Consider the following 15223-nt stretch of genomic DNA (forward strand, 5'->3'; position numbering starts at 1 on the left):
CACCGCCAGACCCCTCTTTTACCCATAGAGTACTGCTGGCAATCTATTAATGAATATAGTATATTGAATTTTGAATACAAAATTCAATATACTATTTGTTTTGGTTTGTTAAGTTGGGCTACAGAAATGATATCACATTAAATCTAATTCATTACACAGAACTCTGATCTTGAACTTACCCTTAAATAATTAACATAATGATATTTCCACCTGGAGTACTTACTGGAAACTCGGTAACTAACCTTTTTGAATATGCCAAGGAGCAGGGATTCGCTATTCCTGCGGTCAATGTAACTGGTACCAACAGCATAAACGCGACACTCGAAGCGGCAAATGCTGTTAAATCACCCGTAATCATCCAACTATCAAATGCTGGCGCCCACTTTTTTGCTGGGAAACATCTAAGTAATACAAACCAAGAGGCTTCTATTACAGGAGCGGTTTCAGCGGCTCAGCATGTCCATGAAGTGGCTGAACATTACGGCGTAAGTGTGTTACTGCATACTGACCACGCCAATCGGAAACTCCTTCCATGGGTGGATGGACTACTAAAGAAAAATCGCATCCATCTTGATAAAACGGGCAAACCACTCTTTAGCTCTCACATGATTGATCTGTCTACAGAATCTATCGAAAAAAACCTCGCAACTTGTCGTAAATACCTCAAGACAACGAGCAAGCTGGACATTACTCTGGAAATAGAACTTGGTGTAACTGGCGGTATAGAAGACGGGTTCGATCATTCCGATGTAGAACAAAGTAGTATGTACACCAAGCCCATGGAAATACTTCGTGCGTATGAAGAGCTCTCGAAAATTAGTAAAAAGTTTACTGTAGCAGCCTCTTTCGGCAATGTTCACGGTGTATATAATCCAGGTAATGTTGAACTGAAACCCGAAATACTTAAACATGCACAGGAGTTAATTAAAACAGAGTGTGGGACTACTGACAATCCGGCTACTTTCGTTTTCCATGGCGGATCGGGTTGCAGCAGAGGGCAGATCAGGGAGGCAATATCTTACGGTACCGTAAAAATGAATATCAATACTGATCTGCAATGGGCCTTCTGGCAAAGAATACGAGACTACTATCAACAGAACGAAGCGTACCTGCAGTCGCAAACCGGAAATCCTGAAGGCGCAGACAAACCTAATAAACCATATTACAATCCCCAGGTGTGGCTCCGGGAAGGAGAAATAGGAATTGTTAATCGGTTGCTTAAAACCTTTGAAGACCTTAATTGTATAAACCAGAACAGTTGAAATTCAGCAATTAATTTCTGAATAAATATTTTCATAATGGACATGCTGAATCCCTGAAAATCGTTAGCTAATTTTCATTTATAATCGTTACTCTGGTGCTAAATTAAGAATCGTAGTATAATTACTATTAATATTTTTATGTAGGAAGATTCAAAATTCAGTGTCAGGGTAGTATAACATCATAAATATGGCTAGAGCACCAGAGCATATAGATTTAACCTCCTGGATACATGAGGAATTGAAATCACAGATCTTGGAACACAAACTAAAACCAGGACAAAAAATAATACAGGAAGAAGTAGCGGAAGATCTTGGAGTAAGCCGCACACCTTTGCTCAAAGTATTACAAATCTTAGAGGCTGAATTCCTCGTGGAAAGCAAACCGCGCAGAGGATATTATGTCAGAGAAATCAGCAATAAAGAGATGATTGATGTATTTGATTGTCGAGAAGTACTCGAAGGACTGGCAGCTCGTCTCGTTGCAGAAAGAGCTAACGACTCTGAGATAGAAACTATTAAAAACTGCTTTTCCCAATTTATAGAATCCGACGGACCTATCAATGAAGAGGAATATGAAAAAGCAGACCAACGATTTCATAGCCTAATCAGTAAAGTATGTAATAATAAAATGTTAGCCCGACTGGAAATGATTGGGAATGTACACATATTAGCCTATCAAAAAGGCTTACTAAGACCACCGGAAGAAACATTATCAGAGCATAAAAAAATTATAACAGCACTACTCAATAGAAATGGAGAAGAGGCTGAAAGAGCTATGAGAATTCATATAAAACGTAGCCGAGAGTCCTTGAAAGAAAAAATAGATTAACTAGAAAGGTACTTATTGTAATTAATTAGACCCTAACCCCATTCAAGGAAAGGGCTTATAAGAGAGTAGTTGGATAATATTAGAACTCACGACTTCCTGATCCCTAATCAATGTAACATTCTAACAATCTATTTTTGAATTTTCTTTCTCAATCCTCCTCTGCTTTTGAAGTAAATTATTGTCCCTTCAAATGCGTATAACCTTCCACCAAACCCGGAACTGTTTAAAGTAAAAATGTCGGGTAGCCGGCTTTATACCAGGCTTAAAGATGACGTTTTCAAAATGCTGTTGCCTAACCATTAATGGAGAGAGGTCAGCTATACCGTTTAGATCTATAAAATGCTCAATTGCCTGCTCATAAGCTCCACAGCTGTCCATTGTCCGATTTTTCGCATTCTTCACGGTAGAATTAGAAAGGTGAGACTTTTTCATATAAAAATAATCGGCGGCCTCTCTTACGGTGTAAAGATTAATCGAATGATCTTTACCGTCCAGGGAATCCAGAATAACGACCGGATCAAAATTTTTAGCAAAAGGATCTATTGCTCCGCTTTCTTCAAGCTCTTCTAATTTCTCTAATGCTTCTTCGGCCTGATCTTTATATCGGAGCTTTAAGCTTTTGGTGATCCTATCTCTTTTACCATTGATTGTCCTGGAAAATCTGATATAGTAGTATCTTCCTCTTTTCTTTAATGAAGCCATAATTTAGGGTATTTCAAATTGTACCCCATTGTACCCCAAATTGTACCCCTTTGTGGGGAAAGTAGAGGAAGAAACCGTTCCTTTTTGTTCCTTTCTGTTCCCTTTATTTCCTTCGATGTGCGCGAAAAAGGAACAAAAAAAGGCCTTTAAAACGTTTAAAAGTACGTTTTAAAGGCCTTGAGAGGTTTAAGTAATAACTGTCGGGAAGACAGGATTTGAACCTGCGACCCCACGACCCCCAGTCGTGTGCGCTACCGGACTGCGCCACTTCCCGAAATAAAAGCTAATGTACAACAGAAGTTCTTCTGTAACAGCGATGTCAAAGGTAAGAGTGTCCCAATCAAAACTCAACTTTTGCTTTGACAAAGTTCAACCAGTACGCCATGGTTATCTTTGGGGTGGACAAAAGCCACAAGTTTATTGTCGGCCCCTTCAGAAGGCTCTTCACCGAGTAGCCGGAAGCCTTTTTCTTTAAGCCGTTCAAGCTCTCGGTGAATATCCTCCACCTCAAACGCCACGTGGTGTATCCCTTCGCCGTGCTTAGATATATACTTTTGTATGACCGACTCGTGATCGGTAGCTCCCAAAAGCTCTACTTTCGATTCGCCCGTGTTAAAAAAAGCAGTCTCTACTTTTTGCCCCTCAATCACTTCCCGCTTATAGCATTCGGAATCCAGCAACGATTCGTAGGTTTTGATCGCAGCTTCTAGATCACTGACCGCTATCCCGATATGATCAATATGCATGAAAGTGAAATTAATAAAACGCTGTACCAGTTATGATACCGATACAGCGTCCAAATGAATTTATTTATGACAGGCTGATATATCGCAGACCGCCAACACCGTCGAGGCCAACGATAGGCTTCAGCTCATCATCCGTCAACTGCTTGTCGACAGCTACAGCAGTGATCGCTTGTGAGCCTTTTTGTGTGCGTCCCAGGCTCAGTGAAGCGATATTGATATCCTGCTTCGCAAGCGCGCCGCTAACTGCTGCCAGCATACCGGGCTTGTCGATGTTGGTGTACATCAGGATGTCGCCTTCCAGGCGCAGCTCAATACCAAACCCATCGATTTTGACGATACGATAATCTCCGTCACCAAATACAGTGGCCGAAATTTCCTTGTACTCAGCATCGCCGTCAAACTTAACGGTAATCAGCTCAGTAAAAGTCTTTGTCTCAGCACCGGTGGTTTCCTTGATCTTGAAGCCGCGTTCTTCGGCGTAATGACGGGCGTTAATCAGGTTGATCGCCTCACTGACATGCTCCGCAAGCATTCCTTTGAGCATAGAATCAGTGAGTACATCGGCATACTTGGCACATTCGCCGGAATATTCAAACGAGAAGCTACTGGTGTGCTCCGGGGCCACCTGGATCGCCATTTTGCCCAGCTTTTCTGCCAGTTCAAGATATGGCTGCACCTCTCTGTTGGTGATCAGCGAAATCGATTTACCGTTCAGGCTGCCCTTGAAACTTTTCTCCTCAAGTGCATCCGCCATCTGGTAAGCGATCTGCTCGGCCACTTTTTCCTGGGCTTCTTCAGTAGAAGCACCGAGGTGCGGCGTGCTGATAATTTTTGGATGCTTCAAAATTTCATAGAGGTCATCTGATGGCGGCTCCTGGGAGTAAACATCAAGTGCCACACCGGCCAGAACTCCACTGTCCAGCAACTCGGGCAAATCCTCTTCCTTGTAGATACCGCCGCGTGCACAGTTCACCAGGAACATGCCTTTCTTCATGATGTCGGCTTTCCCCTTGGAAACAAGGCCTTTGGTTTTTTCAGTCAGCGGCGTGTGAACCGTCAGGAAGTCTGCTTCACCCAGCAGTTCATCAAGCTCCAGCAGTTCAACGCCAATACTCTGTGCTTTTTCATGTGAAGCGAATGGATCGTAAGCCTTGACCGTCATACCGAACTCCTGCATCCGTTTGGCTACTTCGCCACCAATTTTTCCGAGCCCTACAATACCCAGCACTTTGCTGTGGACCTCGGTACCCATGTATTTTTTTCGGTCCCAGCCGCCGTTTTTCACCTTATCAACCGATTGCGGGATATTTCGTGCAATTGCCAAAATCATACCGCATGTGTGCTCAGCGGTAGAGATGGTATTCCCGTCAGGGGTATTCATTACCAACACGCCACGTTTCGTTGCCGCAGGGATATCAATATTATCTACCCCAACGCCGGCACGACCGATGACCTTCAGGTTATTGGCATGTTTCAACAATTCAGGGGTGATTTTCGTCGAGCTTCGAACTACAATACCGTGGTAGTCGCCAATCTCTTCATAAAGCTCTTCATCAGTCAAACTCGTCTTCCGGACGGCTTCTATACCACGATCGGAAAACACTTTTTCACAACGTTCATCTACGTTATCAGCTAGTAATATTTTATAAGACATGGTTTTTATTGTTGTTGATTTATGCTTCTGAAAATTCTGAAATCAGGTTCCCTATTTCTTTAATCCCGGTATTATCTTTGGATGAGCTAATAATCATTGGGACTTCGATATTCATCTCATCCAGTATTCCCTTTAGCCGGAACTTCGACTGGTTTTGCTGATTGCGAGACAATTTATCGCTCTTTGTCAGCACCACACAAAACGGCAGCTGGTTGGAACCCAGCCAGTAGAAAAAATCTTCATCTAATTTTGAGGGTTTGTGCCGTATATCGACCAGGTGAATCACCAAGCGCAGCGTGGGCCGCTTCAAAAGATAATCACGGATATCGCGCCCCCAGCGTTCACGCTCCTTTTTCGGCACCTTAGCATAGCCAAAACCCGGCAAATCTACAAAATAAGTGCTATCATTTACCAGGTAGTAATTCATCTGCTGCGTTTTTCCGGGGGTATTGCTGGTCCTGGCCAGCCCTTTGTGGTCGAGCAATGAATTTATAAGTGATGATTTCCCCACATTTGACCGCCCGGCAAAACAGACTTCCGGGTGTCTTGGATCTGGGCATTCACTCAGAGAAGGAGCGCTGGTTACAAAGCTGGCTTTCTTAAAATTCATTAAACGATTTCGTTTTCCTCTTTCTCCACGCCAAAGTTTACCGGAACCGGGTAGTTTTCGGTAAAGCAGGCGGTGCAGTATCCCTTCTCTGAATCATTAGCTTCTTTTACAGCATTGACCAGCCCCTCCGGGGAAAGATAGCGCAGGCTGTCCACGCCGATCTCTTTGGCCATCCTGTCGATATCACGATCAAAACGGTTCGCAATCAGCTCATCCGGACTCGGAAAATCCATGCCGTAATAGCATGGGCTGATGATCGGCGGCGAACTTACCAAGAAGTGAATTTCACGGGGATTGGCCTCGCGAATCATATCTACCAGGTAGCGGGATGTAGTGCCCCGAACAATTGAGTCGTCCACGATGATGACAGAACGTCCTTCAATGACGCCTCTCACCTTATTAAACTTGGTTCGAACTTTTTGATCGCGTGATTTCTGGCCGGGAGAGATAAATGTCCGCCCCACGTAGTGATTACGAATCAGGCCGATCTCAAACTTACACTCATGGCCAATTTTTTGATTCTCATGCACATAGCCCAGCGCCGCGGTATTGCTCGAGTCGGGCACCGAAATAACCACCGGCTTCTTGTCGGGTGGCACCTTTTTACAGACCTCCGTAATGGGATGCTCCTTGGCAAGATATTTCCCCAGGTTTCGGCGAACCTTATCAACATTTTCTTCAAAAATCCTGCTGTCCGGACGAGAGAAATAAACGTATTCAAAAATGCACTGGCTGGTTTCCGTGCCATATTCCGGCTCCAAATAGTAAGATGTCGGCTTATCGGTCTCCAGCGTATTCCGATCAATAACCAACACTTCTCCCGGCTCCACATCCCGGATGTACTCGGCACCGATAATATCAAAAGCGCACGTCTCACTGGCCACACAATACGATCCATCGACTTTGCCAAGGGCCAGGGGGCGAAATCCATTGGGATCGCGTACCGCAATCAATCGATTATCGGTGAGCATCATCAGGCTGTATGCACCTTCAATCTGATCGAGGGCATCCAGGATCTGATCGATCTGCTTCTCTTTTTTGCTGTGTGAAATCAGGTGAAGAATCAACTCCGTGTCAGACGTACTTTGGAAGATGACGCCTTTATCCCTGAGTCGTTGCCGAATCTGCTTGGCGTTGGCAAGGTTGCCGTTATGTCCAACAGCTACATTACCATCGCGGTAGTGCACACGAAACGGCTGAATATTTGCAGGGTTTCTGGCAGAACCTGTCGTGGAGTAGCGATTGTGGCCGATCGCCGCTTTTCCTTTGAGCTCCTTCTTTAAAATCTTGTGATCGTCAAAGACATTGAGCACCAGGCCAAAGTCTTTGTGCATCGGCATAACCCAGCGCTCTTTTGCACTGTCATAGTGGGAGGTAACAATTCCGGCCGATTCCTGCCCCCTGTGCTGTAGGGCATGCAGTCCGTAGTAGGTGAGCAAGGCGGCTTCGGGATGGTTGTAGATCCCAAAAATACCGCAATAATCGCGTGGTTTATCGGTCATGAAACTGATTCACATTGCTATTATTTTTAAGGCACGTAAGTTAAGAAAATCACAAGCTAATTGATAGAGTATATTATATAGAAAAATCTACTCTTCCTGATATGGGCTAATTGCATTCCATTGGCATACCTTGAGCCTGCAGGATAGCGTTCCACACTTTAGCGGCATCCTTTAGTTACTCTCTTCCTCGGAATTTGATTGCTGCCGTAGATTAACATTGAGCTCCCGCATTTCAAGAGAGCTGGTAACCTCAGAACTAAATTTATAACCATGCTCAATCAAGGTAGTCCTACAAATCTCCATCAGCCGCGATTTAATCATTGACAGGTAGATCTCCTGCTTACTTGTGGCAACTTCAATCCAGAAATAGACTGCCAGTTCCACAAACTGCGGATTAAAACCATCGATTCTCACTGTTGGTTCAGGATCTGGAATGACCTTCGGATCCTCTTTAATAGCCTCAAGGAGGAGTCTGCAGGCTTGTTCTGCGTCATTGCTATAATCAATTCCAATTACAAAAGAACCGCGGCGGAGACCATCCCGGGTATAGTTATAAAGAGGCTTGGATATGAGTTGGGCGCTTGGAATAAAGACATCGCAGCCATTGCCTGTGCGAATGTGAGTGTGCCGAAGTTCAATATTTTGCACGCGCCCGGTCAATCCTTCCGACTCTATTAAATCACCAGTTTGGAACGGGCGGCTGAAGGCCATAATAAAACCAGCCAGGAAATTTTCTCCAATATCTTTAAAAGCGAACCCTAGAATTACAGCCGTAATTCCGCCACTCGCCAAAATACTGGTAGCGAGTCCATAGAAACCTAAAATATTCAGAGATAGTAAAATCCCAAGAAATATTACGATCCCATATAACAGCTTTCCAAAAAAATTAAGATGTGCTGCAGAAATATCACCTTTGTGTAACACCCTGTTATAAATTTTCCGCACTACCCTGCCGATGAAATGTGCAGCCACCAACACTAAAAATGCCAGTATTATTTCGGGTGCCATTTCAAGCACCTGGGTAAAGAAAAACTCAAAGCTATCCGTTAATGTATCCACCTGCCTGAGAATTAGGTTTCGGTTAATCCTTTAAAGTTTTTGACTATTTTCAGGAGCACTGTTACCGGCGACCGCTTTTTTCTTCAACAGCTGAAGCGAAAAATACAGTTTATTATCGGTCCAAACCTGTTCTACAGTGAACCAAGTGGCAACCAGGTCCTCAAACTCCTCAAGAGAATACTTATAAGAATTTTCGGTGTGAATCGACTCTCCCTCCTCGAACCTATATTGTTGGCCATCAACGCTTACTACCTGGTCTATTTCTGATACCAGGTGCATTTCAATGCGTCCCTCCTCCTCATTATAAAATGCGCTGTGGTGAAAATTATCCACGTTGAAATTTGTGCCAAGTTTTCGATTCAGATGCTTAAGCATATTTTTATTAAACTCGGCCGTCACACCTTGTTCATCATTGTAGGCAGCCTCCAAAACCGAACGTTCTTTCTTCAGATCGACCCCGATCAGCAACAACGCATTATCATCGGTTACATGTGCCAAATTTTCCAGAAACTCTCCTGCCTGCGCTGGCCTAAAATTCCCAATAGTAGACCCCGGGAAAAAGATCACCTGCTTGCCATAGGATTGTTCAATATCAGGAAGTTCAAAGAAAGAAGTGTAGTCGGCACATAACGGTGTTATCATGAGGTCCGGGTAATCCTGTTTAAGCTGTGTGGTGACCTTCTGCAGGTACTCCTCTGAAATATCGACCGGCAGGTAACAGGCCAGCGAATTCAGCCGATCCAGCAGCAGGCGAACCTTTCGACTGCTTCCACTTCCCAGCTCCACAAGCATCGCCTCCGGCCCGATTTGCTCTGCTATGTCGTCAATATTCTGCTCAATGATCGATATTTCAGTGCGGGTGGGATAATATTCCTCCAACTGTGTAATCTCTTCAAAAAGTTTGGAACCCCGTTCATCATAAAAAAACTTGCTCGGAAGACTTTTTTTCGGCTTTTGCAGCCCTGCTTTTACTTCTTCCAGCATGGTCTGCTGTTTAACTGCTATTTGATTTTCCATATCTCCCAATTTTTAAAGCAATTATGAACGGTTCAAGATTGAATAGTAACGCCTATCTGTGTTCCGGGTTGGGATGATCAAACCGGCAACCGGCCTCCCAGGTCGACCGCTGATTTCCGTGCGCCGGAATACCTTCCGCCTCTTTCAACATCCGAGCCATATGTAACAGGTTCCATGTCATAAACGTTGTGTTTCGCTGCGTAAAATCGTTTTCCGGACCGCCGGAGTTTTCATCCCGATACGATGGACCAGGTCCCGCCTCTCCTATCCAACCGCAGTCAGCTTGTGGCGGAATAACATATCCCAGGTGCTGCAACCCATAAAGAATGCTCATTGAGCAGTGTTTGATTCCATCCTCATTGCCTGTAATAATACATCCTCCCGTGCGACCATAGTAAGCATACTGGCCGTGCTCATTCAGGTTCCCCGAGTAGCCGTAAAGCCGTTCAATAACCAGTGAACAGACCGATGATTTTTCTCCCAGCCATATCGGGGAGCCTATCACCAGGATGTCCGCATCCATCACCTTTTGCTGAATTTTCGGCCATTCGTCCGTTTTAAATTCATGCTCTGTCATATCCGGGTAAACGCCGGGGGCAATGTCGTAATCTACCGGGCGAAGCAGCTCTGTTTTCACCCCGTTTGCTTCCATGATCAATTTGGAAACCTCAATAAGTCCTTCTGTATGGGACATTTTGGGTGCAGGTTTCAGTGTACAGTTCAAGTAGAGGGCCCTAAGGTTTGAAAAATCCCACCTGCTGTCAGTGCAAAGTTGTTTTTGCTTTTCGGATAGTGCCATGGCATCCTTTTTTAAAAAAATTATTAATCTTTCACTGCTACTATTTCTTATCCTGAGACGTTTTAAATGAAACTATTATAATCTTTAAAAATTAGTAGATCCAAAATCTACTGATGATAAGAGAATCTTATTTCTTACAAGCGTACATTATGAATGTAAGAACAACTATCATCAAGGCATCAAGAGGAGGCAGTGTTGATAATTGAGCCTGGCGGTAGTTTCTGTCTTAGAACTATAACAGTTACAACTATGGAAATACAAGTAATACATGAATGGGTCATGAGTTTATCTGCCAATTACAACGTCAATCCCTACATTTTTGCCGCAATCTATCTGGGGGCAATTCCATTCTTTACCGCCTCAGTCGCCTGGCTTATTCGCAATAAGCGGAAAAATCGCCCGCTGACTCTGCCTATCCTTTCAACGGGATTCTGGCTCACTTCGGCTTACCTTTACCTTATTATAGCAGGTGACAATGTGCCATTTTGGGTATATATGGTAATTTTTGGCTTATTGGGATTGGGAACCTATTCAACAATGAAAAAAATAAATGGCAAACGAAAAGACATTACTTTATGAGGTATGATTATGATCTGGTGGTCATCGGCGGGGGTGCAGCAGGACTCACGGCTTCCGGCATAGGGGCAAATTTCGGGGCCAAAACCATGATGATAGAAGCTGAGAAGCTGGGAGGAGACTGCACGTGGTATGGCTGTATCCCCAGCAAGACCCTGCTCCATGCCTCCAAAATGGCACACACCATCAGCGAAGCCGAGAAGTTCGGGCATGAGACAGGAAAACATATGAATTTCAGTTCTGTGATGGAGAACCTCCGGGAAAAGCGGCAGGAGGTCTATGAGGAAGCCGATGATCCAGATATTTACCGTGAGATGGGCATCGATATTGAATTTGGCAAGGCCTGCTTCCTGGACGATCACACGATTTCTATTGAAGGGGGAAATGGGGTGAAAAAGGTTTCTTCTCGCTACTTCATCATTGCCACCGGCAGTAAGGCAGTAGTCCCACCTATCCCGGGACTAAAGGATACCTCCTACTACACCAATGAAACACTATTCGAAATCAGCGAACAACCGCAAAGCCTGGCAATTATCGGGGCCGGACCAATAGGTATTGAGATGGCGCAGGCGTTTCAGCGGTTGGGCACGCAGGTGACCGTATTTGACCAGCTTCCGCGTCTTCTTTCAAATGACGACGAAGAATTGGCCGATATGCTGCAAAAAAGGTTGCAGGATGAAGGGGTCACATTCAAGCTTTCCTCTTCGATTGAGCAGGTTTCAGAAAATGAGGAGGGAGAGATCATGATATCGGGAAAACGTGAAGGGGCAAAACTGACATGGAAAAGCGATGCTCTCCTTGTCGCCACCGGGAGAGCGGCTAATCATAACGCACTCAACCTGGATACCGCAGGGGTCAACTACACAAAAAAGGGAATCACCGTCAGTGATCGGTGCCGAACCAATGTAAAACATATCTATGCTGCCGGGGATGTAACGGGGCGGTACCAGTTCACCCACATGTCGGAACATATGGCCAAAGTGGCGGCCACCAATGCACTGCTCAAAGTACCGATTAAGATCGACAAAAAGCATGTCCCGTGGAGTACCTACACCGATCCGGAACTTGCCCATGTCGGGGCTACTAAGAAGCAGTTGAAAGAAGAGGGAACTTCGTATGAAGTGTATCGCTTCCCTTATGAAAAAGTGGACCGAGCCCTGACGGATGATGCTACGGACGGGCTGATAAAAATATTCGCCAAAAAGTGGAATGGAAAAATACTGGGTGCTACCATTTACGGGCATCAGGCGGGCGACCTGATCAGTGAATACGCCCTTGCAATGCGGCACGGTGTTACCCTGCGAAATATCGCCGATACCATTCATCCCTATCCTAGCTATGGACTCGGCGTCCGACGCGCTGCGGACCAGTGGTATGTTAAAAATCAATCAGAATGGCTGACGAAACTTATTAAATGGGTCTTTAGGTATCGAGGAGAGATTCCTGACTTAAGTGATAAGGACAGGATTGTATAGAGAATCTGGTTTCGTCGCTAAATCCCTTGCAATGACAGTTATTATCGACCTGACGCTATTTATCAAATTGCAGCAAATTTAATTAAGGTTTTTCATTGCTTCCAAGAGGGCTTCATATTCCTCCCGGCAGGTTCCACACCGGTCCAGGTGGTCTTTGACCAGTGGCATGGCATCTTCGGCTGATTTTCCCGCCAGCTCCAGTTCAGCGAATGCGTGCAGATCATCAAAACACTCATCACAGCCGATCTCATCCGGCCGGGTCATTTTGATCATCTGGATCAGCTTTTTCAGTAATTCAGGGCTTAGTTTCATAGTTGGAGTCAAAAATTCTTAATTAATCAAATAGTTTGATGAGTTTAGATTACGTTTTCTTACAACTGGTTTAACATATCATCAGGATCGATGCCATCTATCTCAAACCGATTTTTTATTTTGAGGCGGGCATCATGCAGCAGTTTATACAAGGCATTACGGTTGGTGCCCATCTGATCGGCTACAATCTGAACCGGTAATCCCTGGATCATCAGGGCCTGGATCGCACGCTTCTGTTTATCAGTGAGCTCTTCGTTAATAATCCTCATAAGCTTTTCCATGAGCTGAGCCTCATGCGCCGAACGGTCAGGCCCCACCTCACCGTCGGCCATGGTTAATGAGAAAATCTCATCACTGTCGTCCGGCTTCAGATCTTCAATCGAAATGTCATCGTACCTTTTCCTTCTCAACTCTGTGAGCCCTTCGCGAACGGCAATCTTCATCGCCCAGGTCGTAAATTTACTCTCCCCGCGAAAGGTATGAATATTATCCAGAATCTTTAGGAGGCTGTCTTGGGCTATATCCTCAACAAACTGATCCAATTCACGATCAACATATTTGGATAATGCAGGCTTAAGTCCCCGTACCAGGACATCCCGCAGTTCCTGAACTGCCTTCTCATCGGGCGGATTTTCGAGGCCTGAAATCCAATCGTCATTCGATCGGTAAGATCTGTCCTTCCTTTTGCGTCTTTTAAGCCAGTCAAACATATTTCCCTAATTTTGTTTTATGATCATAAATACTGAACCCAATGGTTTCGTTCAAGTACTTGGCAATTATAATATTTAGTCTGTCATTTTTTGCATCATGCGGAAGGGTAACAGCCCAAAATTTACAGCAGTGGAATACGAATACGGAGAAGACATTAATCGATCTCAGTGAACTGCAGTATGGGGGACCTGGCAAAGATGGAATACCGTCAATTGACAACCCAGAATTTGTTTCAAACTCCCAGGCCGGGAAATGGCTGTCAGATAAAGAACCGGTTATATCTTTAGTTTCCGGCGGTGAGGCACGTGCTTATCCCCTGCAGATTTTAATTTGGCATGAAATCGTCAATGACCGCATCAGCGGTGAACCTGTGCTTGTCACTTTTTGTCCACTTTGTTATTCAGCGATTGTCTTTGAGCGGACGGTAGATGGTGAAGTCCTGGAATTTGGCGTGTCTGGACTGCTTAGAAATGCTGATCTCGTAATGTATGACCGAAAAACTGAAACATTCTGGCAACAGTTTACCGGCCGGGCCATCGTTGGTGATTACGTGCCTAGTCGACTTAAACAAATTCCCAGCCAAATCATCTCGTTTAAGCAGTTTCGGGATAGCTACCCCGATGGCAAGGTCCTTTACCGTGAAACCGGATTCGATAAAAATTATGGTTCAAATCCCTATGCCGGGTATGATGATGTAGACAACCCACCCGCTTTTTTGGAAGGAGTTGAAACCGGAAAGCTACCGCCCATGGAAAAAGTGATCGGGGTCAAAATGGGAAAGAAAACCAAAGGATATCCGTATTCTATTACCAAAGAGGAGAAAGTTATCAATGACAACTTTGGGAATACACAAATTGTTGTCTTTCATATGGATGGAGCACTATCGGCATTGGATGAGACTGCTATTGCTGAATCCCGGGAAGATGGGTCAACCGGAGTTTTCAAACGGAAGATAGAAGGGCAAACGCTCACATTTGAACTGCGCTCCAATAATATTTACGATATACAAACGCAATCCCAGTGGAATATTACCGGCAAAGCGGTGGATGGCCCACTCAAGGGAACTCAGTTGAAAACGGTTACCTATGGCGACTATTTTGCTTTTGCCTGGTTGGTTTTCTGGCCAAAAACGGAAATTTATAAACATAAATAAAACAGTTCGGATGGAAAGCAAGAAAATTAGCTTTAAAGGCAGCCAGGGTGAACAGCTGGCTGCACGAATAGACAAACCGGGAAAAGGCCTCGAAAAGGGTGCTGCCCTGTTTGCCCACTGCTTCACCTGCAGTAAAAACCTGCGAGCAGTGGGACACATCAGCCAATCGTTAACCGAACACGGGGTCGGCATCATGCGTTTTGATTTCACCGGGCTGGGAGAAAGTGAGGGGGATTTTGCTGATACCAACTTTTCATCCAACGTCGATGACCTGGTTGCCGCCGCAGGCTATATGAAAAGTGAAGGTATGGCTCCCCGGATGTTAATAGGTCACTCCCTTGGCGGGGCCGCCGTGTTACAGGCCGCTGCCCGCATTGCATCGATTGAAGCAGTCGTGACAATTGGTGCTCCCTGCAATCCTAAGCACGTACAGCATCTGCTCCTGGATAAAAAAGAGGATATCGAAAAAAATGGTGAGGCAAATGTGCAGCTTGCCGGCCGACAGTTCACTATTAAGAAACAATTCCTGGATGACCTCGCTGCCCAAAAGATGGATGAAGTGATCCAAAACCTTGGCAAAGCTTTGTTAATATTTCATTCCCCGGTAGACAACACCGTGGGCATCGACAATGCGGCTCATATCTACAAGCTGGCCAAGCACCCAAAGAGTTTTATCTCACTTGACGACTCCGACCATCTGCTATCAAATGAACAAGATGCCAAATATGTTGGATCGGTAACGGCGGTCTGGGTAGACCGTTATTTTTAGAATTTGGACAACAATCAAAACAGTAAACACAACCTAAAATTTGTAGA

At 44.9% G+C, this 15223-nt stretch carries 16 protein-coding genes and 1 tRNA gene; 6 read left to right on the forward strand and 11 right to left on the reverse strand.

The features are described from left to right. The first annotated feature begins 197 nt into the window (after positions 1-197). Complete coding sequence (gene fbaA / locus NC796_RS01060; RefSeq protein WP_310681319.1) at positions 198-1262, forward strand: class II fructose-bisphosphate aldolase; 1065 nt, start codon at positions 198-200, stop codon at positions 1260-1262. Between the two features lie 187 nt (positions 1263-1449). Beyond that, positions 1450-2091 carry a GntR family transcriptional regulator gene (locus NC796_RS01065; RefSeq protein ID WP_310681320.1) on the forward strand — a complete coding sequence of 214 codons (642 nt, stop codon included), beginning with the start codon at positions 1450-1452 and terminating at the stop codon, positions 2089-2091. Between the two features lie 186 nt (positions 2092-2277). On the opposite strand, the gene NC796_RS01070 is transcribed toward NC796_RS01065, so the two are convergent. From NC796_RS01070 to NC796_RS01110, 9 genes are all read right to left on the reverse strand, one after another. Next, on the reverse strand, positions 2278-2793 hold the full coding sequence (locus NC796_RS01070) for a hypothetical protein (protein WP_310681321.1): 516 nt from the start codon (positions 2791-2793) through the stop codon (positions 2278-2280). A 200-nt stretch (positions 2794-2993) separates the two neighbouring features. Continuing rightward, positions 2994-3067 (reverse strand) — tRNA-Pro (locus tag NC796_RS01075). Positions 3068-3140: 73 nt separating this feature from the next. After that, entirely contained in the window at positions 3141-3539 is a 399-nt protein-coding gene (mce, locus tag NC796_RS01080; RefSeq protein WP_310681322.1) for a methylmalonyl-CoA epimerase, read from the reverse strand. 64 nt (positions 3540-3603) lie between these two features. After that, positions 3604-5193, reverse strand: a complete 1590-nt coding sequence (gene serA / locus NC796_RS01085) for a phosphoglycerate dehydrogenase (protein WP_310681323.1) — start codon at positions 5191-5193, stop codon at positions 3604-3606. Positions 5194-5212: 19 nt separating this feature from the next. Further along, positions 5213-5803, reverse strand: coding sequence for a ribosome biogenesis GTP-binding protein YihA/YsxC (gene yihA, locus NC796_RS01090; RefSeq protein ID WP_310681324.1), 591 nt, complete (start codon positions 5801-5803; stop codon positions 5213-5215). Beyond that, positions 5803-7305, reverse strand: coding sequence for an amidophosphoribosyltransferase (gene purF, locus NC796_RS01095; protein WP_310681325.1), 1503 nt, complete (start codon positions 7303-7305; stop codon positions 5803-5805). Before purF ends, yihA begins: the two co-directional genes overlap by 1 nt. Positions 7306-7476: 171 nt before the next feature. After that, positions 7477-8364 (reverse strand): mechanosensitive ion channel family protein, encoded by an 888-nt coding sequence (locus NC796_RS01100; RefSeq protein ID WP_310681326.1) that lies wholly within the window; start codon positions 8362-8364, stop codon positions 7477-7479. Between the two features lie 30 nt (positions 8365-8394). Then, positions 8395-9381, reverse strand: coding sequence for an L-histidine N(alpha)-methyltransferase (gene egtD / locus NC796_RS01105; protein ID WP_310681327.1), 987 nt, complete (start codon positions 9379-9381; stop codon positions 8395-8397). A gap of 52 nt (positions 9382-9433) precedes the next feature. Beyond that, on the reverse strand, positions 9434-10180 hold the full coding sequence (locus tag NC796_RS01110) for a flavodoxin family protein (protein WP_310681328.1): 747 nt from the start codon (positions 10178-10180) through the stop codon (positions 9434-9436). A gap of 249 nt (positions 10181-10429) precedes the next feature. Here NC796_RS01110 and NC796_RS01115 point away from each other — a divergent pair, with 249 nt between their 5' ends. After that, on the forward strand, positions 10430-10759 hold the full coding sequence (locus NC796_RS01115; protein ID WP_310681330.1) for a hypothetical protein: 330 nt from the start codon (positions 10430-10432) through the stop codon (positions 10757-10759). Beyond that, entirely contained in the window at positions 10756-12231 is a 1476-nt protein-coding gene (locus tag NC796_RS01120; RefSeq protein ID WP_310681332.1) for an NAD(P)/FAD-dependent oxidoreductase, read from the forward strand. The genes NC796_RS01115 and NC796_RS01120 overlap by 4 nt, the downstream gene beginning before the upstream one ends. Positions 12232-12309: 78 nt before the next feature. On the opposite strand, the gene NC796_RS01125 is transcribed toward NC796_RS01120, so the two are convergent. Both NC796_RS01125 and NC796_RS01130 read right to left on the reverse strand, forming a co-directional pair. Further along, entirely contained in the window at positions 12310-12543 is a 234-nt protein-coding gene (locus NC796_RS01125; protein WP_310681334.1) for a hypothetical protein, read from the reverse strand. A 59-nt stretch (positions 12544-12602) separates the two neighbouring features. Then, positions 12603-13253 carry a sigma-70 family RNA polymerase sigma factor gene (locus NC796_RS01130; protein ID WP_310681336.1) on the reverse strand — a complete coding sequence of 217 codons (651 nt, stop codon included), beginning with the start codon at positions 13251-13253 and terminating at the stop codon, positions 12603-12605. Between the two features lie 41 nt (positions 13254-13294). Between NC796_RS01130 and NC796_RS01135 the strand changes: the two genes are divergently transcribed. Together NC796_RS01135 and NC796_RS01140 are read left to right on the forward strand one after the other, a co-directional pair. Continuing rightward, complete coding sequence (locus NC796_RS01135; protein WP_310681338.1) at positions 13295-14407, forward strand: DUF3179 domain-containing protein; 1113 nt, start codon at positions 13295-13297, stop codon at positions 14405-14407. Between the two features lie 10 nt (positions 14408-14417). After that, positions 14418-15176, forward strand: coding sequence for an alpha/beta fold hydrolase (locus tag NC796_RS01140; protein WP_310681340.1), 759 nt, complete (start codon positions 14418-14420; stop codon positions 15174-15176). The last annotated feature ends 47 nt before the right edge of the window (positions 15177-15223 follow it).

It is taken from the genome of Aliifodinibius sp. S!AR15-10, assembly GCF_031569985.1.
GTDB lineage: Bacteria > Bacteroidota > Rhodothermia > Balneolales > Balneolaceae > JAMQKA01.

Bases quoted from the DNA above. Each gene is read 5' to 3' on its own strand.
- mce (WP_310681322.1), bottom strand. From the start codon at position 3,539: ATGCATATTGATCATATCGGGATAGCGGTCAGTGATCTAGAAGCTGCG.
- yihA (WP_310681324.1), bottom strand. From the start codon at position 5,803: ATGAATTTTAAGAAAGCCAGCTTTGTAACCAGCGCTCCTTCTCTGAGT.
- egtD (WP_310681327.1), bottom strand. From the start codon at position 9,381: ATGGAAAATCAAATAGCAGTTAAACAGCAGACCATGCTGGAAGAAGTA.
- serA (WP_310681323.1), bottom strand. From the start codon at position 5,193: ATGTCTTATAAAATATTACTAGCTGATAACGTAGATGAACGTTGTGAA.
- fbaA (WP_310681319.1), top strand. From the start codon at position 198: ATGATATTTCCACCTGGAGTACTTACTGGAAACTCGGTAACTAACCTT.
- NC796_RS01065 (WP_310681320.1), top strand. From the start codon at position 1,450: ATGGCTAGAGCACCAGAGCATATAGATTTAACCTCCTGGATACATGAG.
- NC796_RS01110 (WP_310681328.1), bottom strand. From the start codon at position 10,180: ATGGCACTATCCGAAAAGCAAAAACAACTTTGCACTGACAGCAGGTGG.
- NC796_RS01140 (WP_310681340.1), top strand. From the start codon at position 14,418: ATGGAAAGCAAGAAAATTAGCTTTAAAGGCAGCCAGGGTGAACAGCTG.
- purF (WP_310681325.1), bottom strand. From the start codon at position 7,305: ATGACCGATAAACCACGCGATTATTGCGGTATTTTTGGGATCTACAAC.
- NC796_RS01130 (WP_310681336.1), bottom strand. From the start codon at position 13,253: ATGTTTGACTGGCTTAAAAGACGCAAAAGGAAGGACAGATCTTACCGA.
- NC796_RS01070 (WP_310681321.1), bottom strand. From the start codon at position 2,793: ATGGCTTCATTAAAGAAAAGAGGAAGATACTACTATATCAGATTTTCC.
- NC796_RS01125 (WP_310681334.1), bottom strand. From the start codon at position 12,543: ATGAAACTAAGCCCTGAATTACTGAAAAAGCTGATCCAGATGATCAAA.
- NC796_RS01120 (WP_310681332.1), top strand. From the start codon at position 10,756: ATGAGGTATGATTATGATCTGGTGGTCATCGGCGGGGGTGCAGCAGGA.
- NC796_RS01135 (WP_310681338.1), top strand. From the start codon at position 13,295: ATGGTTTCGTTCAAGTACTTGGCAATTATAATATTTAGTCTGTCATTT.
- NC796_RS01115 (WP_310681330.1), top strand. From the start codon at position 10,430: ATGGAAATACAAGTAATACATGAATGGGTCATGAGTTTATCTGCCAAT.